Below are 25860 nucleotides of genomic sequence, written 5' to 3'. Positions count from 1 at the left end.
CCCGCGGCGGAGGAGACCCGAAGAGCACCATGTCGCGCGTCTCGAACGCCATCCAAAAAAAGTCCAGTTCTTCAACAAGAATCAGATGGAGAGACAGATGAAGAGAAGCCACCTCATGACAGCCACGGGTGCAGCGGCACTCATGCTGTTCGCCCCCAGCGTATTCGCTCAAAGTTCGGTCACGTTGTATGGCCTCGTCGATACGACGGTGCGTTACCTGACCAATGCAGATTCGGCGAATAACGGTCAAGTCGCAATGGGGGAAGGTGTTGAAACGCCAAGCCGTTGGGGCCTGAAGGGCAGCGAAGATCTGGGCAATGGCGTGTCGGCAATCTTCAAGCTGGAAAACCAGTTCCAGCTCTGGTCCGGCAAGCTGGACAACAGCAACAACACACTGTTCCAGCGTAATGCTTACGTCGGGCTGTCGAGCAACCAGTACGGCGCACTCACTCTGGGCCGTCAACAGACTCCCTTCTTCGACCAGATGGGCAACACCTACGATCCGCTGACCGTGGGTGACTTCTGGCAGGACAGCTGGGTCTATAACCCGGTCGGTCCGTTCCTCTTCACGAACAGTTCCGTCAAGTACAACGGCCACTTCGGTGGCCTGAACGTCGAGGGCATGTATGGCTTCGGCGGCGTGCCGGGCAGCACGGGCGAAAACAGCATGTACGGCCTGACCGCATCGTATGCGCTGGGCCCGTTGTCAGCCGACGTGGGCTTCCAGCAGAACGACGTCGCGGGCAAAAAATTCAACATCGTGAACGTGGGCGCCGTCTACACGTTTACCCCGGACGTGCGCGTGCTCGCAGGCTGGTTGCACTCGCAGGATCAAACCGGTCTCGCCGACGTCGACATGCAGCAGGCCGGCGCACCGACGTTGCCGAGCGTGAGCCCGAACCGTATCGACGACAGCTTCTACGTCGGCTCGACCTGGCAGGTCACACCGCCGCTCGCGTTGACGCTGGCCGGCTACTACGACCACGCCCGCAATGCGGCCATGCTCGACGGCGGCCTTGGCGTGGGTATCAACTACTCGGCCACGTTCCTCGCCGAATACTCGCTGTCCAAGCGCACTGAGGTGTACGGTACGGTCGACTTCACCCGCGGTAACGGCGCATTCCTCGCCGACTACCCGGGCCGCAACAACCAGACCGGCGTCGCAATCGGCCTGCGCAATATTTTCTGACGTGACGCTCTAACCGACCGGCGGCAAGCATGCCGCCGGCCCACCATCAGAACGTGTGCTGAATGCCCGCGTACACACCGGTCTGGCTACGCCCCGTCACCGGGTTCTCATTGAACGTGCCATCGCTCAGGCCACCTGCCCCTTCGCTGTTGGCATCGAGACCGAAGTTCGCCGTCGAGCTATTGCGCACCGTCGCGATCTGGATATCGAACAACGTCCGCTTCGACACGTTGTAGGTGCCACCAATCGTATAGATGGTTGCGTTGCCGCCGCCGTTGTTCGTATTGACGTGGTAGACCGCTGCGATCAGCGCGGCAGCCGGCGTGGCCTGGTAAGTTACGCCACCCCATTCCATATCAGCCGTCGTCGGTGCATTGGGCGAGCCTGTCGGCGTGATGACGCCGCCCGAGGTGCGCTCCGCCGTGTACGCGGCCTGCACCTTGAATTGCCCCAGGAACACGTTTGCGCCGACGAAATACTCGCGCGACGCCGTGAACGGATTGTCGAGCTGGCCATTGAGCGGGTCACGAATTTCGTCGTAGATACCGCGGATCTGGAACAGCGAGTTCGTATAGGTCACTTGCGCGCCGTCGGTGCGCCCGGTGGCTGCGCCCGGGACGCCGGCATTGAAGTCCGTCGAATTGGACAATCCATATTGGCCGAATACGTCGAAGCCGTCGATCTTGGGCGACTGATACGAAATATTGTTGCTGGTGTGTTCCCAGTTGCGGCCACGAACCAGTGAAGCCGACGACCAGTTGGACTGGCCGAACGGATCGAAGTCCCAGTCACCGTTTGCGATCTGCAGTTCGCGACCCAACAACAACGTACCGAAGTTGTTATTGGCAAGGCCTACGGTTGCAATCCGGTCGAACAGCGAACCCGACTGACCCAGCGAGCCCGTCGCAGTACTAAACGCTCCTTCCAGCTGGAAAACGGCCTTGTTTCCGTTGCCCAGATCCTCTACCCCTTTCAAGCCCCACAGACTGGTACCCCAGTCTCCGCTTTCCTGCCGCCAGCGCGACGTGGAACCCGTGCCGTTACTACCCGGCAGGCCACTCATGTACTCGATACCGGCGTCCAGGCGGCCATATAGCGTCACGCTGCTCTGAGCGTGTGCAACGGCGCCCGCCGACATCAGCGCGACGGCCAGCAAAGCCTTCTTCGACTTCATCATCTCCACCATACCCTTTCAAATGAAACAGCAACTACGCGGGATACTGCCGACGCCGGCGGCGCCGAGCAGGCATCAATTGATCGACTGGCGTTCACGGAGGGATCACACAGAATTAGTCGCAGATTGGCAGGCATTGCGCCCACACCCGGTCTCATGTCCGCGCCCCGTCCGTTGCGGAGCCAAGCACCATTTATTGGCGATTCGATTACTACTTTGGTTTCGAGTCTACCAAAAACACTCTTTTTCACCCACGGTAATGAATTGGATGTCCCAATCGCGCAACACACGTGAATTAAATGGCGATATCGATTTGATCGACCCGAATAGCGCTTAAAAATTAAGCATAAATGGCGGAAAGCGACCGGAATTTTTCGCATTGCGGTGATTGTTCTTCAATTCGCAAAAAGACGATTATTGAATTCAAGAACAATTAGATAGGATCGCCCTCCGGCGTGCATTCTATTTCCAATTCAGGAATAGATATTTTCGTATTTTGGCGTTGTTGAGCGCGCAGCGCCCAATACGGTTATTCAGGGGTTATCGCGTTCGCCATTGGAAAAACTGTTTTGCCGGATATCACAGCAATTAGAAAAAACGGCACCATGATCCAAGACGGCCGTTTGGAATACGAGGTACCGCTTGCGCTGATCGAACAGGATAGGAAATTGTTCGCGATTGGGGACGGCCTCATAAGAGAGCCGTATTCGATCTGAAGCTACCCGAACGAGTGCAGCAGGAACGTGTTAGCGACGCTGCGTCGTGAAGCGCGGCATGCACGCCTCAGCAGTAACGGCGTTAGCGTGAAGCGCCGCGCGTACTCTTTTTCGCGCCCGCAGCGCGGGGCGTGTCTTTACCCGGCAATGGACCGCCGCTGTTCATCTGTTCCATCCACGACAAGGCGTCGACGTACGACAGGAACTGCTGGAGATACCCCGGCGACAACTCACGCATCAGCGAGAGCGATCGATGGACCAGACTACTGGAATTAAGCGGGCCCGCGTTGCCGGGCACCTGTTGTTGCGACTGCCGCAGTTGCCGTTCAGTGTCGAGCCGGGACCAGACCTCTCTGAAGTATTCCAGCATCTCCAGTTCCGGCCACGACGCCGGCTGGGAGGCGGCACGCCCCGCAGCGGAGCCTTCTGACTGTGCCGACGGCGCACGGCCCGCGATCTGATCGAGCAGTTCACCAAGCGTTCCGCGAACGGGCAAGGGCAAGGGCATGGCGAGCTGTGCGGTGCCGCCTTCAACGCCCGCATCGCTGGCGGCCAATGCAGTCTGTTCGAGATCCGCCGCATAAGCCGTGAGCAGGCTATGCAAGCGGTTGTCGAGAATGCGCCGTGCCTCGCCGCTATGACCGGCCACGCGCCGCACCAACGCCTCGGTGAAATGAAAACGGACCGGGTCCATCCTGTCGACACCCCGCGCGCGCCACGCGTCCAGCGTCGCGCGGGCTTCGCTGATGACATCGCTCGGATCACGCACGTCGCTATTCACCGGATTTCACCGTCGCGCCAGAGGGCCTCGGAATGGGCGCCAGTTCCACGCGCCGGTTTTTGGCCCGGCCCTGGTCATCGGCGTTCGAACTCACGGGCTGCTGCGAGCCGAATGCGGCCGCAAACACCGAAGACGCCGGAATGCCGGCATCGACCAAGGCTCGCGTGACCGTCAACGCGCGTTGCGCCGACAGTTCCCAGTTATCGGCAAAGCGGCGATTCGCTTCGCCGACCTGGCGGTCGTCAGTGAAGCCGCTCACCATCAGGATCTCGCCACGCGCCTGAAGATACGCGGACAGCGGCCCGACGAGACTCTTCAGCACTTCCCGGCCCTGCGGCTGCAATTGATCGGAGTTCAGCGCAAACAACACGCTGCCGCTGATACCGATGCGCCCGTTCACCAGCGTCACGCGACCCGCCGCGAGCGGCACCGCCAAGGCCTGCTCCAACGTCTTGCGGCGCTGGGTTTCCATCTGCCGCTGCTTGACTTCCTGATCGAGCCGCGTCGAAAGCTCGAGCTGCACGCCGATGACGCCGACCAGGATCAGCACGAAGGCGCCTAGCAGCACCGACATGAGGTCGGCGAAGACAGGCCATATGGGTGCTGTCGTCTCCACGCCGCCTTCAATTTCCTCGCTCATGCCGCTTCGACTCCGGCGGACGCTCGCTTGCCCGCAAGCCGCAGCAGGTCTTCGACGATCTGCTTCTGCGACAGCATGCTGAGGTCGATTACTTCGCGCGCCTGCGCCACGTAGTAGGCAAGCTGTTCGTCACTGCGCACGAGGGATTTGTCCAGCGCGGTTTCGATACGCTGCAGGTGGGCCACCAGCTTGTCGTTGGACTCGCCGAACACTTGCACGGCCGCGCCGAATGCATCGCCGAGGCTCGCCACTTCGACCGCGCTGCCGGTCACTTGCGCAGCAACGGTGCCCAGCTTGCCGGTCTCGAGCTCGACCTTGTCCGCAAACTGCGTGCCGACGCGCTCCAGCAGATCCGCGGTCGTGGTGACCAGCGCGTCGACCACCGTGCGTTGCTCGGTAGACGCATGATTCACGGCATCGAGCAAGGTCTCCACCGTGGCAAGCAGACGGCTGCGTTCTTCCAGCATGGCGGTGTCGCGGGCCATGCTCTCGGAGAGCTTCTGACGCAGTTCGGCGACCACTTCCGCGGCGGCCTTCGGTGCTTCCGAGGCAGCTTGCACGAGCTGCGAAATCTCCGCGATGGTATGACTGGCGTGCGCCTGGGTCTGAACGGAGATATCGCGCGCGGTGTGCGCCAGCGTGTCGCAAATCTCCTGCTGACGACTCGCGCTGCGCGTGCCCGCCTGCTCCCACTCGCGGCTCAGCGTCGCGGCCATGGAGCCGAGCGTCTCGGTCCACGCGGCGAGGCGCTGCTGGTCGCGCGAACCCAATTCCGTCTGCAATTGCGCATGCGACTCGCCCACCGTGCGCAGCAGCGCTGCCGCGTGCTGCTCGAAGGTCGAAGCGGCCGCCACCAGGGCTTGCTGATGGTGGGCCGCCAGCGTCTCGCCGGACTGCTCCTGACGCGCGAGCGCCTCGGCCCACGCTCCAGAAATGCTGCCGGCGGTCACATCCAGACGCGCGGAGACGCCGTCCAGCAGGCCCGCCGAGCGTTGTTCGAAGGTTTCGGTGAAGCGCTCCAGCGAGCCGCGCAGGTGCCCGGCGAGCGCTTCGTTCGAACGCTGCTGCCTCGCCAGTGCCTCATTCCAGATGTTCGCCACGCTCGTGGTGCTCGCCTCGAAGCCGGCCGACAGTCCGTCCAGTTGCCGCTGCACGGCCTGGGTCACCGTGTCGTGCAGTCCGGCCGTCTCGCGCGCGAGGCCGGCCATCGTCGCTTCCATGACCGGCTTCAGCGCCGCGCTGGCAGCACGGGCGCTATCGGCCACGCTCGACTTCAACGACTGCTCCACGTTGGCGGCCAGCCGCGTGTACGCGGCCTCGGTCTTGCCGTGGAAGGCGTCCTGGCTGGCAATCTGCCGTTCGTTCAAGGCAAGGCTCTGGCGCTCGATGGTTGCCATCATGGTCTGCAGCCGGTCGACCAGCGTAGGCATCACCTCCGCCTGCTGCTGCAGCAGCCGGAAGGTTTCCTCGCGCTGATGAGTCTGCGAGTAAATTCGCAATGGCGAAGCGATCTTGACGTCGAGCAGTTGCCCCGCGCCGATCCGCTCGCGCCGGCACAACGCGGAGAGCAGTCCCAGCATCGCGGAACTGGCGACGCCCGCAATCGACGTGCCGAATGCAAAACCGAGTCCCTTGACCGGCGCGGCCAGCGACGCGCGGATCGCCTCAAGGTCCGTCGAGCTCTCCAGCGCCATGCCGGTGCCGCGGAGGGTCGCCACCATGCCGAGCAGCGTGCCGAGCATGCCCAGCAACACGAGCAAGCCCACCAGATACGGCGTGAGCGCCGGCCCAGGCAGCGCCACGCGCTCACCCTCGACCCGCAGGCGTACGGCATTGCGCAAACTGGGATGCAACGGCTCGAGCCAGCCGCCGAGGCTTCGCGGCGTGTCGGACAGGCCCGTCACGGCGCGCGCCAGCGTGGCGGTGGCCTGACTGTAGCGTTGCAGCTCGACCGCGCCCGCCACATAGCAGGCGCCAATCAGCATCGTGACAGCCAGTGCAAGCGGATTGGAGCTGACGTAGCCGGCGCCGATCCAGCAAACCGCCGCCAGACCCGCGAGAAAAACCAACATGTTGAGATATCTGGACATAGTGTCTCAGTTAGCGGGTGAGAAGGGCTGCAAGCAAGCCTTCGACCGGTTGAAAACGAAGATCCAGCTCGGCGAGCAACACGCTCTGCATATCCTTGCGGAACACATCGAGCCACGCGCCGGATCTGCCCCCTGCTGCTGCCCCCGCGGCCTCGGCGGCCGCCAGCGTCGCGCGCTCGGCCTCGCGCAAGCGCTCGAAGTGCCCCGCCAGCAAGCCGGGCACGGTGGCGAGCAGATTGTGCTCACGGGGACTGAGCGCACGCTCCATCACCGCATCGACGACCGCGAGCCGCGCCGCGGCAGGCGTCCGCGTTGCCAGCGTGGTGCGCAGGCGGCCGCGCAGGTTGCCGATGGCCGTCTCCATCGTCTGTTGAACGGAGAGGTAGCGCTGACGAAAAACCGCGTAATCGACCGTCGTGTCCACGGTGACATCCTGAGCCGGCGCTTGCGCGGCCCCGCGCCGCCTCGATACGGCGAACGTGCTATCGCCGACGATGGCATTCGTCAGCGAGGCACGCACGCGGGTGCACTCGCGCTCCTCAAGCTCGCCGCTGACCCGCGCGTCGCCTCCGACGGCCGACGCCTGGCCGCTCCGGGCAGGCCCGCCCAGCGCCGTCGACAGCCCAATGGCGTCGGTCCAGCCGAGCCATTGGCTGAGCCGATCAGAGAGCGATTGGCTGGATTCGGGAACGTCGAGCTCCGTCAGGCGGGCAAGTACGCGAATTAGCGCCGGACCACTTAGGGCTGTGCGCTGTGGGGCTTGCAACATTCCACTCGATTCAAAAAAGTCAGCAGTTTACACGCTGTCGAGGGGAAGGCCGTCGAAGCCCGAGGAATGGGGTGGGTGAAAGGGGAATTTGCGCAGCGCCTGGGGAGAGGCGCCGCGCGTCACTTCAGGCGGCAACTTTGCGTTCCGCGCTCAGGGGCAATTCGGGCATCTCACGATCAGACTGCGGAACGGAGCCCGGGCGGCGATGCACGTCGTGCGTCACGAAACCCTGCTCGCGGCTCGGCACATCGAACCATTCCCGATGCACAAACGAATCGCGGATGTCTTCGAGACCGCTTTCCCAATGCTCGTGCATCGTGTCGACGCTGAACTCGTAGTCCTTGTAATGCCCTTCATACGGCTTGTTCTTGTAGATCAGGTGCACCACGTTGATCGCGCTGCCGTCGGCCGCTTCTTCAGCGAGACGGAACAGCGGATCGGACTTGCGCAGCTCAGGCGGCACGTGTGCAAGCAGTTCCTTGATGAAACGCGCATGCTTTTGACGATCCGCCAGCATGCTGGTGATCGCCCGCGTACGGCTCGAATACTGGATGTCCTTGGCACGCTCCGACACGTCGAGGAAATCGCCGGGTGCATGACCTCGCGCGCTCCAGAGATCGACCTGAAATACCAGCGCGTCCTTGTGATCGGCGTCGCGCAGCACTTCGGTCAGCGGCGTATTGGACACGAGACCACCGTCCCAGTAGTACTCGCCGTCGATCTCGACCGCCGGAAAACCCGGTGGCAACGCGCCCGAGGCCATGAAATGCTCCGGCCGCAGACGCATCTTCGTGTTGTCGAAGTAGACGAGGTTGCCGCTCTGCACGTTCACCGCACCCACCGACACGCGGATATCGCCATCGTTGATGCGATCGAAATCGGCGAACTGCAGCAGCGTTTCCTTCAACACGGCCGTGTCGTAGTAGCTGACCGTGTCGGGCGTTTGCTTGCCGAATCCTGCCATCGGCAAGGGCCTGCGCGGTGAGAAAAAGCCCGGCTGTCCTTCGGTCAGCGCGAGACCTGCTGCCCACAAACTGGCCCACTTGCGCGACGCGTCGTGCATGCCGAGTGCCGGCAGCATCCAGGCACCCATTGCGCCAATCGGGTCACGCGGACGGCAGATCGTGTTCCAGAAACCGCGTAACGCTGCCACGCGCTTCCCGGGCGCATTCCCGGCGATGATGGCGGTGTTCAGTGCGCCGATCGAGACGCCCGCGATCCAGTGCGGTTGCACGCCCGCCTCGGCGAGCCCTTCATAGACGCCGGCCTGATAAGAACCCAGCGCGCCGCCGCCCTGAAGCACAAGGGCGATTTCGTCGTAGCGCGGCAGCACGAACGCATCCGGCTGCCGGTTAGTTTTTATTGTGCTGCTGCGCATCTACGACCCCTTATTGCATGGCCCAGCCGTGGCTGACGATGATCGACTGCCCCGTGAGCGCATTCGATTCAAAGCCCGCAAGGAACGCCACCGTATTGGCGACGTCCTCGACCGTGGTGAATTCACCGTCCACGGTTTCCTTGAGCATCACGTTTTTGACGACGTCCTGTTCAGAGATACCGAGTGCCGCGGCCTGCTCGGGAATCTGCTTGTCGACGAGCGGCGTACGCACGTATCCCGGGCAGACGACGTTCGCATGCACGCCGCGCGGACCGCCTTCTTTCGCCACCACGCGCGCCAGCCCGAGCAAACCGTGCTTGGCGGTCACATAGGCGGACTTCAGCTTCGACGCCTCGTGCGAATGCACCGAGCCCATGTAAATGATCGAGCCACCCTTGCCGCCGGCGTACATGTGCTTGATCGCGGCCTTGGTGGTCAGGAACGCGCCGTCGAGATGGATCGCCAGCATCTTCTTCCAGTTGGAAAACTCGTACTCCTCAATGGGCGCGACGATCTGGATACCCGCGTTCGAGACGAGCACGTCGATGCTGCCCAGCTCCTTCACCGCGCGGTCGATCCCGCTATTGACCGCCTCTTCATGGGTGACATCCATCGCAACAGCCAGCGCCCTGCCGCCCGCCGCGACGATGCTGTCCGCCACCTTCTGTGCGTTCTCGACATTCAGATCGGCGATCACCACTGCCGCGCCGAGGCTCGCAAGTTTGCGTGCGCACTGCTCGCCAATACCGCTGGCTGCGCCCGTCACGAGCGCGACTTTGTTCTGCAAAGACATATTGTTTTCCCTTCCCTTATTGATTGACCGCGAGCTTCACGCTCCCGGTTGCGGCCGCTTCGCTGGAGGCGAGATAGTCGAAGGCGACTTCGCCGATATCCAGCGTGAGGTTGGCAATCACATGCCGCGCGCCGACCACGCGCTTCACCGGCAGATCGGCGACCGGCGCCAACGCATGCGGATGCAGTTCGAGCGCGGCAGGACCTGACCACGCGCCCAGCACGCTGACGTCGCGCAAGTAGAAGCGCACCAGTTCACACACGCGCGTCGAGCCGTCGACGTGCGGAATGACCTTCAACAGATAGTTCGGTGTCTCTGCCAGCTTCTTGCGTTCGGTCTCGATATCGAGCGGCACATGCTTGAAGCCCATCGTGCCGGTAGCGATGCGTTGTGTGCCGTAGTCGAGCGTGCCGAGCAGCGTGTCGTTGCCGTCGACGCTCAAGGTCGGTCTGGCGAGTTTCTTCGGAAAACCCCAGATTTCGCGGCCACCGGCGATGGGGCCTTCGTCATCGAGGTACATCGAATGGGTGTAGTTGCCAAGGCGCCCTTGCTGGTCGCGCACCGAAATGACCTGGCCACTTTCGGTGTAGTCGCCGAAGCCCGACGAGTCCGGCATGCGAATAAATTCGTAGTGCACGAGATCGTTTTCCGGATGCAGCGGCTCGGGCACGATAGCGCGCAGCGCATCGAAATCCGTCTCGTACGAAATAATGAAGTATTCCCGATTGATGAAACGGTACGGCGGCCGGGGATAAGCGGGATTGTGAACGGGCATCGCAAAAGCGTCTTTGCGGATCGAAGCTAGGTTCATGAAACTCCTTATTGACTAACGACGCATGCAGCGCGGGACTCATGGTAGAGGTAAGCTCCGCTCGGTGCGAGCCGACATTGGTCAACACACCGTTACCCAAACTGCAACGTTGCGGCTTGAACTTCCTCGCAAATCATCAAGTTGAATATCTGCTCCTGTGTTTGCGTTCGCCGCTGCCGTCAGTGCAAACGGCGATATCATAGTCAGACGCAATGCCGCAATGGCACGACACGCATCGCGTTCTGACTGGATGGAACTCTCCATGACCAAAGACTCGATAGGCAATCCCCCTGAACTCGCATCAGGCGGCAGCCGCTACCATCAGGTGTACCCCACGCTGGACGAGCGGCAACTGGCGATATTGGAGGGATACGGCAAGCGACTCAAACTGAAGCAGGACGACATCCTCTATTCGGAAGGCGACCGGCACACCGGCATGTTCGCCATTCTCTCCGGCACGATCGAGTCATTCCGGGCCTCCGTCGAAGGCCCCCGCTCGCTGGGCACGCATGGTCCCGGCACGTTCACGGGCGAAGTCGCCACACTCGCCGGTCGCGCCGCAGTCGCAACGACACGCGCCGTTTCCGATTGCGAGGTGATTGCCATTGATGAGGAATCGCTGCGCGCGCTCGTGATTGCCGAAGCCGAGTTGAGCGAAACCATCATGCGTGCGTACATCCTGCGCCGGGTCGCTTTCATCCAGGGCCAGCAAATAGGCCTGATTGTGATTGGGAGCACATCCTCCGGCGCGACGCACCGCCTGCGCCACTTTCTGAGCCGTAACAGTCAGCCTTCAGCCTACTTCGATATCGTCGCGCATACCGAGGCCAAAGAACTCCTCAAGCAGTACGACGCAACGGAAGCCGATATCCCGGTGGTCATTACGCTGCAAGGCGTCGCGCTCAAACAACCTAGCCACCGGGCCGTCGCCGACGCCATCGGCCTGAGTCCGGACAGGCTCGATGGCGAGCACTTCGATCTCGTCGTCGTGGGCGCGGGGCCTGCAGGGCTCGCCGCCGCCGTGTACGCCGCATCGGAGGGATTGAAGACAGCGGTTCTGGACGCGAAGGCGCCCGGGGGCCAGGCCGGCACCAGTTCGAAGATCGAGAACTATTTTGGCTTTCCGACCGGTATCTCGGGGCAAGCGCTCGCCGGTCGCGGTCTGTCGCAATGCCGCAAGTTCGGCGCTGAAGTCGGCGTGCCGATCGAGGCGCTGACGATCGACTGTACGGATTCCGAATCGTTTCGCATTGGCCTCGACCAGGACGAGTGCGTCTACGCTCGCGCTGTCGTGATTGCCACGGGAGCGCGCTATCGCAAGCCGGACCTTGTTCGTCTTGAGAATTTCGAGGGGCGTGGCGTCTATTACAGCGCCACCTTTATGGAAGGTGCGTTCTGCAATAACGAGGAATTGATCGTGGTGGGCGGTGGAAATTCGGCCGGACAGGCAGCGGTATTCCTGTCGCGGTTCGCGCGTCATGTTCACGTCGCAATTCGGGGCGATGGCCTCAGTGCAAGCATGTCGGATTATCTGATCAGACGAATCAACGCCGCTGCCAACATCACGTTGCATACGAGAACGCAGATCGTCGAGTTATGCGGGGAGTCGAGACTCGAAGGCGTTCGATGGGACCGGCAAGGGCAAATTGAAGACATGCCGGTACGGCACGTTTTCCTGTTTCTGGGGGCGCAGCCCAATACCCGATGGCTGGGCAATTGCGTCACGCTGGACAAGGACGGCTTCGTGCTGACCGGCGCCGATACCGGCGACAAGTGGACCGCCGAAAGGCCGCCGCACGATCTGGAAACAAGCCGGCCCGGCGTCTTTTCAGCCGGCGATGCGCGTAGCGGCTCGGTCAAGCGTGTCGCAGCGGCGGTTGGAGAAGGCGCAGCCGCGATTCAGGCGGTTCATCAATATCTTGCCCTGCACGGGTGACGGTCACTGCGCCTCGCCACCGCGTTAACTCGCGAGTGACGAGGACGCGTTTTCGCGCTCCTGCAGGAGCCGCCATTGCACCTTTCCGCTGGCTGTTCGAGGCAGCCCCGAGGCGAATTCGACGATGCGCGGCACCTTGTACGACGCCATATGCTCGTGCGCCCATGCGATGATCTGCTCGGCCGAGACATCCGCACCGGCACGTGGCACCACCCACGCCTTCACCGTCTCACCGCAGCGCGCATCGCGGGCCGCTACGACGCAGGCCTCCTGGATCGCAGGGTGCTCGAACAGCAACGTCTCGACTTCGGCGGGCCACACCTTGAATCCGGAGACATTGATCATCCGCTTCAGACGGTCGACGAAAAAGAAATATCCGTCTTCGTCGATATAGCCGAGGTCGCCCGTGCGCAAATACCGTATTCCCGACACTTCGACGAAGGCGTCGCGCGTAGCATCGGGACGTCCCCAATAACCCTTGAACAATTGCGGACCACTAATCAGAATTTCGCCTGTTGCGTTCGCAGCCAGAACCTCCAGCGTGACCGGATCGACCACGATAGATTCGGTATCCTGAATCGGTATGCCCAGACACTGCCGCTTGCAGCGTTGTGGCGGGTTAATGTGTGTTGCCGCAATCGTCTCGGACAGCCCATAGCCTTCCATGTAGGGCGTGCCTAAGCGGGCCTCGATGCGCTGCGCCAATGCCTTCGGCATGGCCGCGCCGCCGCCCGCCAGGCGTTCGATGGAACTCAGGTCGAAGCGGTCGAGATCGGGCTGGCTCATGAAGTCGATCATCATCGTCGAGATGGCAATCCAGAACCCGACCCGATAGCGCTCGATCAGCCGAGCCGCACACCGGCTATCCCATCGCGTCATCACGACCAGCGTCGAGCCGAGCGAGATCGCTACATTCATGCTTTGCTGCATACCGGTGACGTGGAACATCGGCATTGCACACAAAAACACCGAGTCAGACGACAACCCGCACCATTGCACCGAAGCCGCCACGACGTGTGCCGCGCTGCGATGGGTGTGCATGCAACCTTTCGGCGCCGCGGTCGTGCCGGATGTATAGGGAATCACCGCGAGGTCGTCGGACGAGGCGATGTACGCCGATGCTTGCTGTTCGGCCGCAAGCGCGGTTTGCCAGCGCACGGCCCTTGGCGCGCTAGTCGCGGAGAACTCAGGGTAGACGTCCAGCTCGCGGGACGCCTCCGTGAGCACCGCCGGTAACGGCAAGTCAGTGTTTTCACCCAGATATTCCGCATACTGTGCCACGATCGCATGCCGGATGGCGTCCCCGAGAAGAGGCCGGGCATGCTCGTACAATTCCTCGCCCAACAGAACGACCTTTGCACCGCAGTCCTCAATAATGTGCTGAAGTTCGGCGGTGATATTCATAGGATTCACCGGAACGACCACCGCATTAACCCGGAGGATGGCGTAGTAACCGATAACGAATTGCGGACTGTTCTGCATATACAGCGCGACGCGATCGCCCCGTTCAACGTTGCATTGGCGTTGCAGAAAGCCGGCCAGCGCCTCCACTTGTCGATACGCTTGTGCGTAACTCAGTGCCCCGCCGTAGTAATGCAGCACCGTTTTCTCCGGATATCGGCTAGCGGACGCTTCGAAGTTCTCATAAAGCGAAGGCTGCGGCGATGCCAGATGATGGGCGACGCCCTCAGGCCAGTACGATGAGTAGTTCACGTTTCCCTCCTGCTTGGGGGAACCCCGACTGCCTGCAGCGGTTGGTGCCGCGGAGTCGGAGCCGCGTCGTGGCATCCGTTACGTACGACTGGGAGAGGCGACGGCGTGATGGATTCTGCTGTTTGCGTGCAGTCCCCTCTTTAGCTTAGTACGTCGGTGGCGATACGGCATAGTATCGACGGCGGATTCGCAACGATCCGCTATGGCATCATCAGACAAATTACAGTTCGAAAGGCTCGATCCATCCATGCTTACCACTTCCAGTGCCGCATTATTGACGTTGGGTATTGTCATTGTGCTGATCGTGCCGGGTCCAACCAACACCTTGTTCGCCACCGCGGGTTTGCAGCGGGGGTTGCAGCGCTCGGTTCATCTGATTGGCGCCGAATTCGGCGGGTATCTGGTGTCGATTTCGGTGTTGGGATTTTTCCTCGCGCATGCCGCGGCCTCGCTCACCTGGATACCCGCGCTGCTGCGTATTGCAAGCAGTGTGTATCTTGCGGTCCTCGCTGTTCGTATGTGGCAAACCGCGAGCGCATTCCCTTCGACAACACAAAAAGCGATCGGCCTGCGGACGTTGTTCTTCGCAACCCTACTCAATCCGAAAGCCATCCTGTTCGCCGGCACAATCTTTCCAGCGGCTGCGTTCCAGAGTCTGCCCACCTATCTTGAAGCAATGACCATCTTTACCGTCGCACTGGTGCCAACCGGTTTGACGTGGCTCGCTTTTGGCGCCGCACTCGGCAGCGGACGGTTGATGCGGCTCAACCCCGCCCACCTGCAGCGTGGTGCATCGCTCGTGCTGGCTGCATTCTCGTTGTCACTCGCGTGGACGGTGTTGCACCAGGTTGTCCAGCTTCGAGCCTAGCGCGGGGGTTATTTCACAAAGGCGACACTGACCGCCGTAGGAACGTCAGCCGATTGCCCGCTGTCCGAAACCATGCCCGACACGGGGTCGACACGAAATGCATTGACGGTGCCGCTCTGCTGGTTAGCGACCAGCAGCCAGTTCCCCGACGGATCGATGGCGAATCCCCACGGTTTCTGGCCGCCCGCGGACGTGCGCTGAACCAACGAAAGCGCGCCCGAATCGGCGTTCACGCTATAGACGACGAGTGCATTTCCCCCACGGTCTTCGACATAGACAAAACGCCCGTCATGGCTGACCGCCAGTTCGGCTCCGCTTTTCGCGCCGGCGAATTCAGGGCTGCTGATCGGTAGCGATTGCACCCACGTCAAATGCCCTTGCGACGCGTCCCAGCGCAGCACCATGATTTCCGCACTTAATTCGGTGAGCAGATAAACAGCTTGACCGTTCCGGCCAAAAGCGATGTGGCGAGGGCCACTGCCCGGCGGGACGACAAAGGACTGCGAACGGGTTTCGTCGGCCGGCGACAACATATGCGTCGCGCGGTCAAAGCCATAAACGAACACGCGATCGGCACCCAGGTCGGGGACGAGTGCGTATTGACCCGACGGATCGACTACCACGCTATGCGCATGCGCACTCGCCTGCCGCCGGTTTGGTCCCGACCCTGTCTCCTTGATGGTGGACACGAGCGAACCGAGGCTTCCGTCCTGATTGACCGTGATACTCGATACCGACCCGCTGGCGTAATTGGCAGAAAACAGGGTCATCGAGGGCAGGTCGAACGCAAGATACGTACTGCCGTTGCCGCCCGTGTTCACCGTGTTGACTTGGGTTAGCGCGCCAGTCGCGCGATCCACGGCGTAGGCGGTCACGCTTCCTTCCCGTGCGTTGTCGTCATCGACGCCGTAGAGAATGGGCAGTTGCGGATTCACCGCGACCCAGGTGGATTTAGGTCCCTGCGCAACCGCGCCGATCGCAGTCAGTTTGCCGGTGGAGGTATCGAGGCGCAGCGCCTGGATCTGGCTTTTCTGCGTGCCCACATACACCCATTCCGCTTCGGGGCTTTCCGACGACGTAGCGGCACTGCCATGCATGCTGTACACACCCGCCAACACCGTCAGCAAGGCCGTTGCCGCCGCAACTCGGTACCGCGTCAACGGGTTTCTCTGCTGGAGGGGCTGCGTCATGGTTCGTCGGATGGGAGGTCGGAGAGCAACCAGGGTGAACGGCTCGGCTGAGACTATTCGATTTTCAGCCACACGTCCCTGCACAAAATTCAGGTTCGCCGGCATTTTTCAATCTGCCGAGCTTGCGACGCCCACTTGCGATGCCCGCGTCCGTCACGCCTCTTCCGAACAGTCGCCCACCTGCTACGACAGCGCCTTCCGATTAGGCTGCTGCCGAACGGCGACGCGAAACTGGCTTGGCGCCTGGCCGACTTCCCGTCTGAAGAAGCGCGTAAAGTACGCGGCGTCCGCAAAGCCAAGCCCAAAAGCGATCTGCTCCACCGACATGTCGCCGAAAATCAGGTTGCGCTTCGCCTCCGTGATAATGCGGGCGTGAATCATTTTCGTGGGGCTTTGCTCTCTGGCGGAGGCACAGGCTGCGCGCAGTTGCACCAGAGATACCGCCATCATCGACGCATAGTCCTGCAGCGCCAGATTTTCCCGGAAGTGTTCGTCGATCAGCTTGCGGAAACGGTCTACCTGACGAATATCGTTGCGTGTCGCGCTTTCGTTGCCGGTCTGGTCTAATTGCGTCTCGCGAACCATCTTGAGCAACAGACTCGTCAGGAGCGCTTCGATCCCTACGACATGGCCAATTGCGTCGGACTCGACCTCCTGCTTGAGGTTTTTGATCACGTTGCAAAAGTCGATGCCTGCCTGCGCCGAATAGGAAAACGAAATGACCCGCGGCGACGCCCAGAGCGCGATGAATTCGTGGAGTTTAGCGTTGACCTGCGTCAGATAGGCGACCTCGATGGTCACGACCCATCTGTCGACATCGAGCTCGTAATCGAGACCATGAACGCACTCGGTCGGCAACAGCAATGCACACGGACCCTCGAACGGCACACTGCTACCTTCGAGATTCATGACACCGCGCCCACTGCGAACAAAAATCACCTGACCGTACTCGGGATGCGCGTGAGGTTCAGTGCGCCAGCGACCGCGGTCCGTGACATGTCCGACATGCACGAACCAGTTTTCCTGTTCAGGCTGCTCGACGTATAGACGAACCTTTGGGACGGTGGTCTGTTTCGCTTTACGCACCGATTTGGGCTGATGCTTTGCCGCGGCACTCTGTGTCATAACGTCTCCTTGGCGGCCGAGTCGATTGAGTGGTGGCCGCTCCTGCAATTCCGGCCTGACGCATCGATCTCTGGTGCGGTTTCCGCGCGGGTCATAGCCGCTACCGTGAAGGGACTTACAGAACTTCTGATAGGGTCGCTCAACCGCTGCTTCAGCGTTTTCCCTTGGTAGAGTAAGACCGCCCGGCACCGCGTGCCATCATAACGCTCCCCGAGGGTCGCTGAAACAGGCGATATTTTTCCATAGATTTCCGCCGGGCATAACCTGCGATTTACCCCGACGGTTAGCGCCGATGTCGTGACTTCGGCGCTCGCGGCAGCCGCTCAGAACTTGTGCACGATGCCAATCGTCACGCCGCGCGTGTCTGATCCCGGCGCGACGGTCAGTCCGGAATACGCCGTGCCGTTGAGAGAAAAGTCCGCCCGATTCCGGTAACACTTTCAGTATCGAAGTATCCGTTGCATTGGCGGCCTGCTGTATCCCGTCGCACTGCGGGCGCTCTCGGATCGCTCAGTCAGCGCTTGACTGAACACAAGAATGTGGATTTCTTTTCCGCCACGACAAAAAATGCAAGCGAATCTAGTTTTTGTGTAAAGGCATGTGACCACGCATCCAATACTATCTTCATCACCGCCACTGAATTTTCTGCGCTAAATGACTCGGCCGGATGCAAACGGTGCGACGGAATCGAGAGTCGGGAAACGACCACGCTCATCTATCGAAACAGATCAATCTGGACGGAGACGTGACCCACCTATTCAATTCGGCGCGCGGCGCCAAGCTTCGTGTTGCCCGACGTTTTTGCCGCAACGGATATCGCCCGTCTTTTGACAACTGAGCCTTTAGCATTCCGCTTTCTGTTCATCCTGAAGAAGCTTGAACAGCAGCGCGATCGATAAAAAACCATATGGAAGGAGACATGCAAAAAATATCAGTCGCTTTGAGCCAACCGCTTCTCACCGCCGCCGTCTTCTGTTGTTTTAGCCAAGCTGGTTACGCGGAAGAGGTGCTCACCGCACCTAATGGGTCCGCTCCACCACAAGCGCAGCAGACACAGCAGGATCTGCAAAACCCGCAGAATCCGCAGAGCCCGCCAACACCCAAGCCCGGGGAGACCCTGAAGAACGGCGCCGCGCCGCTCAGTGCTCCCGATCTGAAATCGGCGGAGCAATTCGGCGCGCCGCCCGTGTCGTGGAACGACACATTCGTGGGCTATCGCTATAGCAGCGAGTTTCATTACCCCGGTGTGGCCGACAAAGTGACGCAGAACATCGGCTATCTTTCGACCATCGGCGGGTTCAAGTTCGGTAGCTACGCGTTCAACGTGGATTACCTCGTGTCGAACTCGGCGAATCCGGAAGCGGGCGGCCCGTCCAACGGCGGGGCTCAGGAGGTCTATAGCATCGGCCGGGTCGAACTGAGCGCAGGCAAGATTCTGGGCCGCTATATCGGCAACCGCTTTATCCGCGACTTTGGATTTACTGCCGGCTACGAGTTTGGCACCAAGAACGATGCGTACGGCGAGCGAGCCCGGATGCTGGTCTTCGGCCCGACCATCGAGTTCGCCGTGCCGCGCGGCTTCTGGAACGTCACGGCTGGCGTGCGTACCGAGAGCAACCACAATGGCATCACAGGCGTAGATGTCCATTTCAATCCCGCATGGCACGTCGAAAGCTCATGGCTCGTCCCGTTTCAGGTGGGACCGTTGCCGCTGGTCTTCAAAGGGTTCGCCAGCGTGACGGGACCCAAAGGCCGGGACGGTTTTGGCGTAGAGACCACGACGGAATTTCTCGCTCGCGGCGTTCTGCTGGCGGATCTGGGCTCGTTTGCCGGGCACCCGCGTGTCGTGTATGCCGGCGTGGGTTACGAATATTGGCATCACATGTATGGATCGCCGACAAGCGAGACAGTCGGCACGATTACGTCTGCACCCATGTTCGTGGCTGAAGTTCATTTCTAATCAGAAGTCCCCCTGAATGTCTGATTGGCGACCCTGTAATCGGGTCGCCAATCGTCGTTCTGGAGACCCATTTCCGGATCGTGTTCATCGAAACAAACCCATTGAAACGATCGGCGGTTGAGAATCCCGGGCCCATTCACATGCTCCTTACGCTCGGACTGCTGATTTCATTCGTGGACCGCACAATCGCGCTGTGGTGCGTCGACCATCACGACGCACCATGAGAAATAAAAAGGCGCTGCGCCTTCGCACAGCGCCTTTGCCAAACCGACCACCGCTATCCGCTTACGGGTTCGGAATGTACAACGGCATCGCTTCTTCCCACAACGTATCCGTGATCGGATGCTGTTCGCTACCGTCGGCGTTCATCACCCAGTTCTGGCCATCAGGCTGGAAACTGTTGTCGTACAGCGCGAGTTCATCGCGAAAGCCATACACGCCTGAGCTATACGCGATACGGCCGTCGTAAGTCCAGACCGCGTGACCCTGATTCGCCCCCGGCGTGGTCAGACGCGTCAAGCCCGTGCCGTCCGGATGAATCGTGTACACGTCGTAGTGAAACTTGTTCGGATCGGCCGGGTTGACTTCCTTGCGCGTGAACACGATCTTGCTGCCATCCGGAGACCACCCCGGCAGGTTGTCCGGCTCGGTCGTCAACACCGTGTCGGCATGCGTATCCAGATCGATCACACGCAGCCCTTGCACCTTAGGGCTCCACACGCGGTAGACGATTTTCTTGCCGTCCGGCGAATAGCTCGGGAAACCGGCATTCGTCGAACCATCGGTCAGGACTTCCGGTTTGCCGTCCATGCTGCCGTCAGTCCTGATACGCATGATGCGGCCGGGACCCATGCCACGGGTAAAGAACCAGTCACCCACGCCGAAAGCGACCCACTGACGATCCGGCGACCACGTCGGCTGAAATGCACCGGCCAGACCCTGCTTGATCATGACAGGATCGAGGCCACTGTTGGCCGGATCGTAAATCCGCTGATAGCCGGTGAAATCCGGATTCATGATCGCAATGGACGAATTGACGGCCTTTTCCGTGTACACCAGCTTCTGCCGATCCAGAGACAACTGCGGGAACACGTCAATGTAGCGGTAGTTCCACTCGGGGTCGAAGCTATATAGCGGAGTGCCGCTCGTATGCGCCGGACGCATCGTGATTTTCTCGTAGACGATCTTGCTGCCGTCCGGCGAATAATGCGGCGAGCGAATACCTGAGTTGGCTGTCGAGCGGAAGGTGCCGGCGGTGGTATAGAAGCCTTCGGTGTCGCCGCCCTTGACGTGATAAGCGACGTTGCTATCGCCCAGATATTGCGGGAACACCTTGAAGCCCGGCGTCGACGTCAGGTCCGCGCGCTCGAGCGTGGACACATCCACCGACACCAGTTGCGAGCTGACCTTGTTGATCGCCTCCGGACGGTGCGCGCCCCAGGTCGACTCGACTGGCGTTTCATAGAACACCACGTGCTTGCCATCCGGCGACCACGAAGGCGAGCCTTCGTCGAACCCCGGCTTGCTCGCCACCTGCTTCCAGCCCGAACCATCCGGCTTGATGAGGTAGATGCTGCTCTCCTGCGTGCGTTCCCAGCCCACCGGCAGGTTGTGGCCGCGCCAATCGGAGCCCGTATCGGAAGACAGGGCAAGCCACTTGCCGTCCGGGGACCATGAGGGCCGGAAGTAGCTGTGCGGTTTGCTCGGATCGAATTTCAGCGCACCGGTCACGTTTTTCAACGCGCCCGTCGCGATGTTCAGCGTCCAGATGTTGACGGTACCGTAGTCCTTCTCGCCTCGGCGTGAAGAAACGAAGGCGATGATATTCGGGTTCGTCGGCGAAAAAACCGCCGCGTCGGAAACGCCAGGGTGATCGGTCAGTCGCTGCAGGCCCGAGCCATCCACCTTCACGCGATAGAGATCCGACTGGCCAAGCCCGTCACGTTCCGACGTGAATACGATCCACTGCCCGTCTTTCGAGAACGAGGCGTGGTAATCGAAACCATCAGTGGGCAACAGCCGGTGCTCATCGCTACCGTCCGCATTGGAGACGTACAGCTCCGAGGTGACCGGGCCCACGCGATCGAGCAGCAAGGTGCCCTTGGTCGCCGCGCCCGCGCCGGCCGGAATGAGAATCCACGCTCCCCCAATGGCCGCCCACGCCAGCAGGTTTTTCAAAGACATAGTTGAATACACAGCAAAGTGCCTCCGTCGATTATTCGTAGGTGAGCGGCATGAAGCCGCTCAACCGCTCCTGCGTCGCGTTTTTCGCCAACGCGTTGTGTTGCGTCGTTTGTCGCTGCTCTCAGGGTCTAGCCGCTGTCCCCGCCGTCATTCAACCGAGACTACCGGTCACGTCGTCAAACAGTTCGTCGACCGAGAGGCGATGCGGAATGATCTTTTGATCGAGCGCCCAGTCGATCGCCAACTGGATGCCCTTGCGGTTCTGTTCGAGTCCGATGGGCGGAAAAATGGCGGGTACGCCGCCTTCCGTCGCCGCGCGGCTTTCGACGATCATCCGGTACAACTCGCGCACCACGTCCGGGTGCCGCTTCGAAATGTCCGCATGCACCACGAACATGTGATTGATCGGCACCACGCCTTCACGCGCAAACCAGTCTTTGGCCGCGGACTGCGCATCGGCAACGAGCGTGCGCACACGCGGGTCTTTCGGCATGTCCTCGCCGAGCAGGGCCGCGCTCACCTCACCGTCGAGCATCATTTGTGGAATGGATGAACCTGCGGGCAGACGTTCGCAATTATCTGGATCGCGGTACTCGGCGAGGTGCCCGTCGCCCAGCGTCATCCACGTCACCTTGTCGAGATCGACACCATATTCGTGGCGCAGAATCCCGCGGATCCACAGCGCGGTCGTCTGGGTATACGTGCGTACGCCGACCTTTTTGCCCTCGATATCCTTCGGCGCCAGTTCGCCGAAGTCGATGTTGAATCCCGCGCAATGATGCTGGAAGCGGCCGGAAATCGGTGTCGGCAGCAGCACATAGGGCTTGCCGTAAGCCTTGGCCTGCAGGAACGTGACGATGGCCAGCTCGCCCGCGTCAAACCGGTTTTCCCGGACCATCGCCTTGAAGCCGTTGTGTGCCGGGGTCGGTCCGCAATAGTCGAGCTTGACGAGGTCCGACTTCACGCGCCCGTCCTTCATTGCCTTCGTGACGGGATAGTCGGCCAGATTGGTGCGCAGCGTCGGCACCTCGGTTAGCGTCGTTGTCATTGATCTCTCTCCTTACGCCTGAATAGATTTACAGCCGGACTTCGATGAGGCACGGCCCATCCGCATGGACCGAGTCCGCCATGGCCTTGTGGAATGCTTCCGCTGTATCGACGGCAACCGCCGGCACGCCCATGCTCTTCGCCATGGCCAGCCAGTCGATCCGCGGCCGATCGATATCGATCATCGCCAAAGCACGCGCGCCTGGCGCACCGGCACCCATGTTGGCGTACTCGGCCTTGAGGATGGCGTAGCTGTTGTTCGCAAAGATGATGGTCGTGATGTTCAGGCCCTCGCGTGCCTGGGTCCACAGCGACTGGATGGTGTACATGGCACTCCCGTCGCCCACCATGCAGAAGACACGCCGCTGCGGACACGCAAGCGCCGCGCCGGTGGCGACCGGTGTGCCATAGCCGATCGAGCCGCCCATGTTGTTGATCAGGTCATGCGGTGCGGCGCCAACTGTCAGCCCCATCGTTTCGCGGCCGGTCGTCAGCGATTCGTCGACGAGGATGCAGTTTTCCGGCAACGCGGCGGCCAACGCCTGGGCAATCGTGGCTGGCGTCAGCGCGCCGCTCGGCGGCGCCGCCTCCGAACGCTGCTGCAGTGTGGGCCTCTGATTCGCCGCGCCCAGCGCCTCGACCAGCATCTCAAGACCGGCCGTGCCGTCCTCGCCGATTTCCACCAGCGAATGAACGCTGGTGCCAGGCGACTTGAGCAGACTCGGTTTGTCAGGATAACTGAAGAAGGCGATAGGCTCGGTCGTCTCGACCGTGATGACGTGCTTAAAGGCCTTCAGGTAGTCGACCGCCAATCCAACTGCATACGGAATACGCTCGAGCGTGACGCGCCCTGCCCCGCGTTCGATCCGCGAACTGAAGAACTGCGTCGCGATGCATGCGCCGGTTGCCGCCTTGATCTTGCCCACCAGTTCGAGGGCACGGCCGCGTGTCGAGCGGCCCGCAAGGATGATGAGCGCCGGCTCACCCGAACGCAGCACTTGCGCGACATGCTCGATACGCGCAGCGTCCGGCAACTTCGCCTGGACGATCGTGCGCGGCAGTTCGACTTGCTCGCCTGCGTCCTGCCACGAGGTATCGCCGGGCAGGACGAGTGTTGCGATTTGCCCCGGATGTTCGCTTGCCTTGACGACCGCGGCAGCGACGTCCCACGCCACCGCACGCGGCGACTCGACACGACGCACCCAGTGACTCAAAGGCCGCGCGAGACCTTCGATGTCGGACATCAGCGGCGGATCGTACTTCAGATGGGCAGCCGAATGCTCGCCCACGATGTTGACCATCCCCGACGATGCCCGCCTGGCATTGTGAATATTGGCCAGTCCATTCGCGAGCCCCGGCCCGAGATGCAGCAGCGTGGAAGCCGGCGTCTCTTTCATCCGGTAATAGCCGTCAGCGGCGCCCGTGCACACGCCTTCAAAGAGACACAAGACGCTGCGCATCCGCGGATTTTCCAGTGCCTTCAGAAAGTGCATCTCCGAAGTGCCCGGATTCGCGAAGCAGATGTCGACACCCTGCCTGGTGAGTGTCTGAACCAGACTTTCGGCTCCGTTCATGGCTTAGTACCCCGCCATCTCGCGCGCCATGCCCACCACGCCGTAGCTTTTCAGCGGCGCCGAGATCAGGAAACGATATCCCTCTTCGAGCAGCCGCTTGTGATTCTTGGCATTGACGTGCGGATTGCCGACCACCACCTTGTGTTTGTGACACGTCTCGACGATCTGGCGCATGGCATCGACCACCACCGGGTGCTCATACTGACGCGGATAGCCGAGTTGCTGGCTGAGGTCGCCCTCGCCAATCAGGATGAAGCCGATACCGGGCACGTTCGCCAGAATGTCATCGAGGTTCTCAATCGCCTCGGTGCTTTCACACATCAACCCGACCAGAATTTCGCCCTCCGGAGCAAGCGGCCACACGTCGGCCTTTTTGTAGTACTCGGCCATACTCAAGCCCCAGTAACGTGCCGCGTTGGCGGGGCCGTCGCCACGGATGCCCTTGGGCTCATAGAGCGGTGCACCCTTCGGCCGTGCGTAACGGCAGGACGCCACCGCGTTATAGGCTTGCTCCACCGTCGACACATGCGGCCACACCACGCCGTAAGCGCCGCGATCTAGCACCTGCTTGGCGAACGACTGGTTCATTTCCGCGCCATTGGCGGGAATACGCGCAATCGGCGTCACACGCGGCGCGACCGAACCGGACTCCACGATCTGCTTGCGACTCAGCATGTATTGCAACGCATCGCCGAGCGCCGCGACGTCATAGGGGTTGTGCTCCATTTCGAAGACGAGGCCGTCGTACGGCGCATCGCTCATCTCGATGGCATTCTGCTTGTCCAGTTTGGAAAACGCGGCGAAAGCGGGTTTGCCCGCTTCAAACGCGCGAATAATGCTGTTGAGACGGGTGTCGCTCATGGTCATTCTCTCTCGTCGATTGATTGCGTGAAGCCGGCCTCGTCGGCCGCCTTCCAGTACATGAATCCCATGCCCTCGCCGGTGCCGGCCGGCGTGCGCCAGCAGGGGACGTAGTCCACCAGCGTCATTTCGGCGCCGGTCTCCTGCACCGCTTTCATCACGCTCACGTAGAGTTTGATTTCCGAGGTGCCCGACTGATACGAGCGGTCATCCACCGCAGCCAGGCCTTCGTAGTCGTAGTCGGCCAGCATCTTCATGATGCTGTGGTCGAAGTCCTCGTCGTTGACGAAGTGCGACAGGCCGCCCGAGGCGAAAATGCCGACTCGCACATCGTCGGGCCATGCGTTGATGGCGTCGCGCAGCACGCGGCCAAATTCGATGCAGCGCGACATCGACGGCTGGGTGGGCGGATAGAAACAGTTCATGATGACCGGCACATGCGGCGGCGGGTTGTCGCCCATGATCTGGTGATACACGAAGCTGTACGCATGCGGCACCACCGGATACTCGGGCAGCGGCTTCATCCAGACGTTGTCGGGCCAGGCAAAGAGATCGGTCAGATCAAAGCCTTCGGTCTGGAAGTGATCGATCAGATACTTCGCCAGCTTCGGATGGCACTTGTGCGTGACGTGATGATCCGGCGCATAAACGGGGCGCTGCGGCGGCCCGTTGTGCACTTCTTCACCGCTGTAGATGGCGATCGAAGGCGAGAAATCCGTGAAAATTTCCTTCTGGTCCTTGCCCAGCACGATCGCGACGTCGATCCTCGCTTCACGATAAGCCGCGGCCATCGTGTCGAGCGCGCTGCGGCAACGCGCGGCCCGCTCGGTGCGTTCCTCGAGTGTCAGGAATTTCTCGAATGCCGCTTCGCGATGCGCTTCCAGTTCGGGGTAGGTCCACGTCTTGTTGCGGAACCACAGTTCCGGATTGTTCCGGTCCCGCTCGCCGTTCTTCAGCCAATCCTCTGGTGCCTGACCCAGCATGCCGCTGTGCGGTACCGCCATCCCGAATACAATCTTCGCCATTTAGGATTTCTCATTAAATTGATGTGTTCAACGGAG

20 protein-coding genes are annotated in these 25860 nt (G+C 61.1%); 4 read left to right on the top strand and 16 right to left on the bottom strand.

Annotated elements, in window-relative coordinates:
* Nucleotides 1-97 precede the first annotated feature (97 nt).
* The gene (locus tag P3T43_RS05825; RefSeq protein WP_429280085.1) at nt 98-1189 is read left to right on the top strand and encodes a porin; all 1092 of its coding nucleotides are present in this window, start codon (nt 98-100) and stop codon (nt 1187-1189) included.
* Between the two features lie 46 nt (nt 1190-1235).
* On the opposite strand, the gene P3T43_RS05820 is transcribed toward P3T43_RS05825, so the two are convergent.
* From P3T43_RS05820 to P3T43_RS05785, 8 genes are all read right to left on the bottom strand, one after another.
* Nucleotides 1236-2375, bottom strand: a complete 1140-nt coding sequence (locus P3T43_RS05820; RefSeq protein ID WP_429280084.1) for a porin — start codon at nt 2373-2375, stop codon at nt 1236-1238.
* A gap of 786 nt (nt 2376-3161) precedes the next feature.
* Nucleotides 3162-3860, bottom strand: a complete 699-nt coding sequence (locus P3T43_RS05815) for a DUF2894 domain-containing protein (RefSeq protein ID WP_429280083.1) — start codon at nt 3858-3860, stop codon at nt 3162-3164.
* Entirely contained in the window at nt 3853-4500 is a 648-nt protein-coding gene (locus tag P3T43_RS05810; protein WP_429280082.1) for an OmpA family protein, read from the bottom strand. The genes P3T43_RS05815 and P3T43_RS05810 overlap by 8 nt, the downstream gene beginning before the upstream one ends.
* Entirely contained in the window at nt 4497-6590 is a 2094-nt protein-coding gene (locus P3T43_RS05805) for a DUF802 domain-containing protein (protein ID WP_429280081.1), read from the bottom strand. The genes P3T43_RS05810 and P3T43_RS05805 overlap by 4 nt, the downstream gene beginning before the upstream one ends.
* Nucleotides 6591-6600: 10 nt before the next feature.
* On the bottom strand, nt 6601-7359 hold the full coding sequence (locus tag P3T43_RS05800) for a DUF3348 domain-containing protein (protein ID WP_429280080.1): 759 nt from the start codon (nt 7357-7359) through the stop codon (nt 6601-6603).
* Nucleotides 7360-7483: 124 nt separating this feature from the next.
* Complete coding sequence (locus P3T43_RS05795) at nt 7484-8737, bottom strand: DUF3734 domain-containing protein (protein ID WP_429280079.1); 1254 nt, start codon at nt 8735-8737, stop codon at nt 7484-7486.
* Between the two features lie 10 nt (nt 8738-8747).
* Nucleotides 8748-9530: a 3-hydroxybutyrate dehydrogenase gene (locus P3T43_RS05790; RefSeq protein ID WP_429280078.1), complete on the bottom strand. Its 783-nt coding sequence runs from the start codon at nt 9528-9530 to the stop codon at nt 8748-8750.
* Between the two features lie 16 nt (nt 9531-9546).
* Nucleotides 9547-10341, bottom strand: a complete 795-nt coding sequence (locus tag P3T43_RS05785) for an acetoacetate decarboxylase (RefSeq protein ID WP_429280077.1) — start codon at nt 10339-10341, stop codon at nt 9547-9549.
* 262 nt (nt 10342-10603) lie between these two features.
* Here P3T43_RS05785 and P3T43_RS05780 point away from each other — a divergent pair, with 262 nt between their 5' ends.
* A complete protein-coding gene (locus P3T43_RS05780; RefSeq protein WP_429280076.1) occupies nt 10604-12277 on the top strand; it encodes an FAD-dependent oxidoreductase in 1674 nt (557 codons plus the stop codon).
* Between the two features lie 24 nt (nt 12278-12301).
* Here P3T43_RS05780 and P3T43_RS05775 read toward each other — a convergent pair whose 3' ends face one another.
* The gene (locus P3T43_RS05775) at nt 12302-13990 is read right to left on the bottom strand and encodes a long-chain-fatty-acid--CoA ligase (protein ID WP_429280075.1); all 1689 of its coding nucleotides are present in this window, start codon (nt 13988-13990) and stop codon (nt 12302-12304) included.
* Between the two features lie 247 nt (nt 13991-14237).
* Between P3T43_RS05775 and P3T43_RS05770 the strand changes: the two genes are divergently transcribed.
* A complete protein-coding gene (locus P3T43_RS05770; RefSeq protein WP_429280074.1) occupies nt 14238-14858 on the top strand; it encodes a LysE family translocator in 621 nt (206 codons plus the stop codon).
* An 8-nt stretch (nt 14859-14866) separates the two neighbouring features.
* Here the strand turns inward: P3T43_RS05770 and P3T43_RS05765 are convergent, their stop codons facing one another.
* Together P3T43_RS05765 and P3T43_RS05760 are read right to left on the bottom strand one after the other, a co-directional pair.
* A complete protein-coding gene (locus P3T43_RS05765; RefSeq protein WP_429280073.1) occupies nt 14867-16048 on the bottom strand; it encodes a lactonase family protein in 1182 nt (393 codons plus the stop codon).
* 183 nt (nt 16049-16231) lie between these two features.
* Nucleotides 16232-17362 carry a helix-turn-helix domain-containing protein gene (locus P3T43_RS05760; RefSeq protein ID WP_429280072.1) on the bottom strand — a complete coding sequence of 377 codons (1131 nt, stop codon included), beginning with the start codon at nt 17360-17362 and terminating at the stop codon, nt 16232-16234.
* A gap of 730 nt (nt 17363-18092) precedes the next feature.
* Between P3T43_RS05760 and P3T43_RS05755 the strand changes: the two genes are divergently transcribed.
* Entirely contained in the window at nt 18093-19133 is a 1041-nt protein-coding gene (locus P3T43_RS05755) for a hypothetical protein (protein ID WP_429280071.1), read from the top strand.
* A gap of 285 nt (nt 19134-19418) precedes the next feature.
* Here P3T43_RS05755 and P3T43_RS05750 read toward each other — a convergent pair whose 3' ends face one another.
* From P3T43_RS05750 to P3T43_RS05730, 5 genes are all read right to left on the bottom strand, one after another.
* Nucleotides 19419-21317, bottom strand: coding sequence for a TolB family protein (locus P3T43_RS05750; RefSeq protein ID WP_429280070.1), 1899 nt, complete (start codon nt 21315-21317; stop codon nt 19419-19421).
* 151 nt (nt 21318-21468) lie between these two features.
* Nucleotides 21469-22365 (bottom strand): phosphate ABC transporter substrate-binding protein, encoded by an 897-nt coding sequence (locus P3T43_RS05745; RefSeq protein WP_429280069.1) that lies wholly within the window; start codon nt 22363-22365, stop codon nt 21469-21471.
* 28 nt (nt 22366-22393) lie between these two features.
* A complete protein-coding gene (locus P3T43_RS05740) occupies nt 22394-23938 on the bottom strand; it encodes an acetolactate synthase large subunit (protein WP_429280068.1) in 1545 nt (514 codons plus the stop codon).
* A 3-nt stretch (nt 23939-23941) separates the two neighbouring features.
* Nucleotides 23942-24799, bottom strand: coding sequence for an HpcH/HpaI aldolase family protein (locus P3T43_RS05735; protein ID WP_429280067.1), 858 nt, complete (start codon nt 24797-24799; stop codon nt 23942-23944).
* A gap of 2 nt (nt 24800-24801) precedes the next feature.
* Nucleotides 24802-25824 carry a protocatechuate 3,4-dioxygenase gene (locus P3T43_RS05730; RefSeq protein WP_429280066.1) on the bottom strand — a complete coding sequence of 341 codons (1023 nt, stop codon included), beginning with the start codon at nt 25822-25824 and terminating at the stop codon, nt 24802-24804.
* Between the last annotated feature and the right edge of the window lie 36 nt (nt 25825-25860).

This window comes from Paraburkholderia sp. GAS41 (assembly GCF_050436545.1).
Taxonomy (GTDB): domain Bacteria; phylum Pseudomonadota; class Gammaproteobacteria; order Burkholderiales; family Burkholderiaceae; genus Paraburkholderia.
Note: the sequence above shows the minus strand (reverse complement) of the source record. Positions and strands in the feature narration are given on the sequence as shown.

Coding starts and splice junctions, on each gene's coding strand:
- P3T43_RS05745 (WP_429280069.1), bottom strand. CDS start 22,365: ATGACAACGACGCTAACCGAGGTGCCGACGCTGCGCACCAATCTGGCC.
- P3T43_RS05800 (WP_429280080.1), bottom strand. CDS start 7,359: ATGTTGCAAGCCCCACAGCGCACAGCCCTAAGTGGTCCGGCGCTAATT.
- P3T43_RS05795 (WP_429280079.1), bottom strand. CDS start 8,737: ATGCGCAGCAGCACAATAAAAACTAACCGGCAGCCGGATGCGTTCGTG.
- P3T43_RS05755 (WP_429280071.1), top strand. CDS start 18,093: ATGCAAAAAATATCAGTCGCTTTGAGCCAACCGCTTCTCACCGCCGCC.
- P3T43_RS05740 (WP_429280068.1), bottom strand. CDS start 23,938: ATGAACGGAGCCGAAAGTCTGGTTCAGACACTCACCAGGCAGGGTGTC.
- P3T43_RS05825 (WP_429280085.1), top strand. CDS start 98: ATGAAGAGAAGCCACCTCATGACAGCCACGGGTGCAGCGGCACTCATG.
- P3T43_RS05750 (WP_429280070.1), bottom strand. CDS start 21,317: ATGTCTTTGAAAAACCTGCTGGCGTGGGCGGCCATTGGGGGAGCGTGG.
- P3T43_RS05770 (WP_429280074.1), top strand. CDS start 14,238: ATGCTTACCACTTCCAGTGCCGCATTATTGACGTTGGGTATTGTCATT.
- P3T43_RS05765 (WP_429280073.1), bottom strand. CDS start 16,048: ATGACGCAGCCCCTCCAGCAGAGAAACCCGTTGACGCGGTACCGAGTT.
- P3T43_RS05820 (WP_429280084.1), bottom strand. CDS start 2,375: ATGGTGGAGATGATGAAGTCGAAGAAGGCTTTGCTGGCCGTCGCGCTG.
- P3T43_RS05780 (WP_429280076.1), top strand. CDS start 10,604: ATGACCAAAGACTCGATAGGCAATCCCCCTGAACTCGCATCAGGCGGC.
- P3T43_RS05785 (WP_429280077.1), bottom strand. CDS start 10,341: ATGAACCTAGCTTCGATCCGCAAAGACGCTTTTGCGATGCCCGTTCAC.
- P3T43_RS05730 (WP_429280066.1), bottom strand. CDS start 25,824: ATGGCGAAGATTGTATTCGGGATGGCGGTACCGCACAGCGGCATGCTG.
- P3T43_RS05790 (WP_429280078.1), bottom strand. CDS start 9,530: ATGTCTTTGCAGAACAAAGTCGCGCTCGTGACGGGCGCAGCCAGCGGT.
- P3T43_RS05810 (WP_429280082.1), bottom strand. CDS start 4,500: ATGAGCGAGGAAATTGAAGGCGGCGTGGAGACGACAGCACCCATATGG.
- P3T43_RS05805 (WP_429280081.1), bottom strand. CDS start 6,590: ATGTCCAGATATCTCAACATGTTGGTTTTTCTCGCGGGTCTGGCGGCG.
- P3T43_RS05735 (WP_429280067.1), bottom strand. CDS start 24,799: ATGAGCGACACCCGTCTCAACAGCATTATTCGCGCGTTTGAAGCGGGC.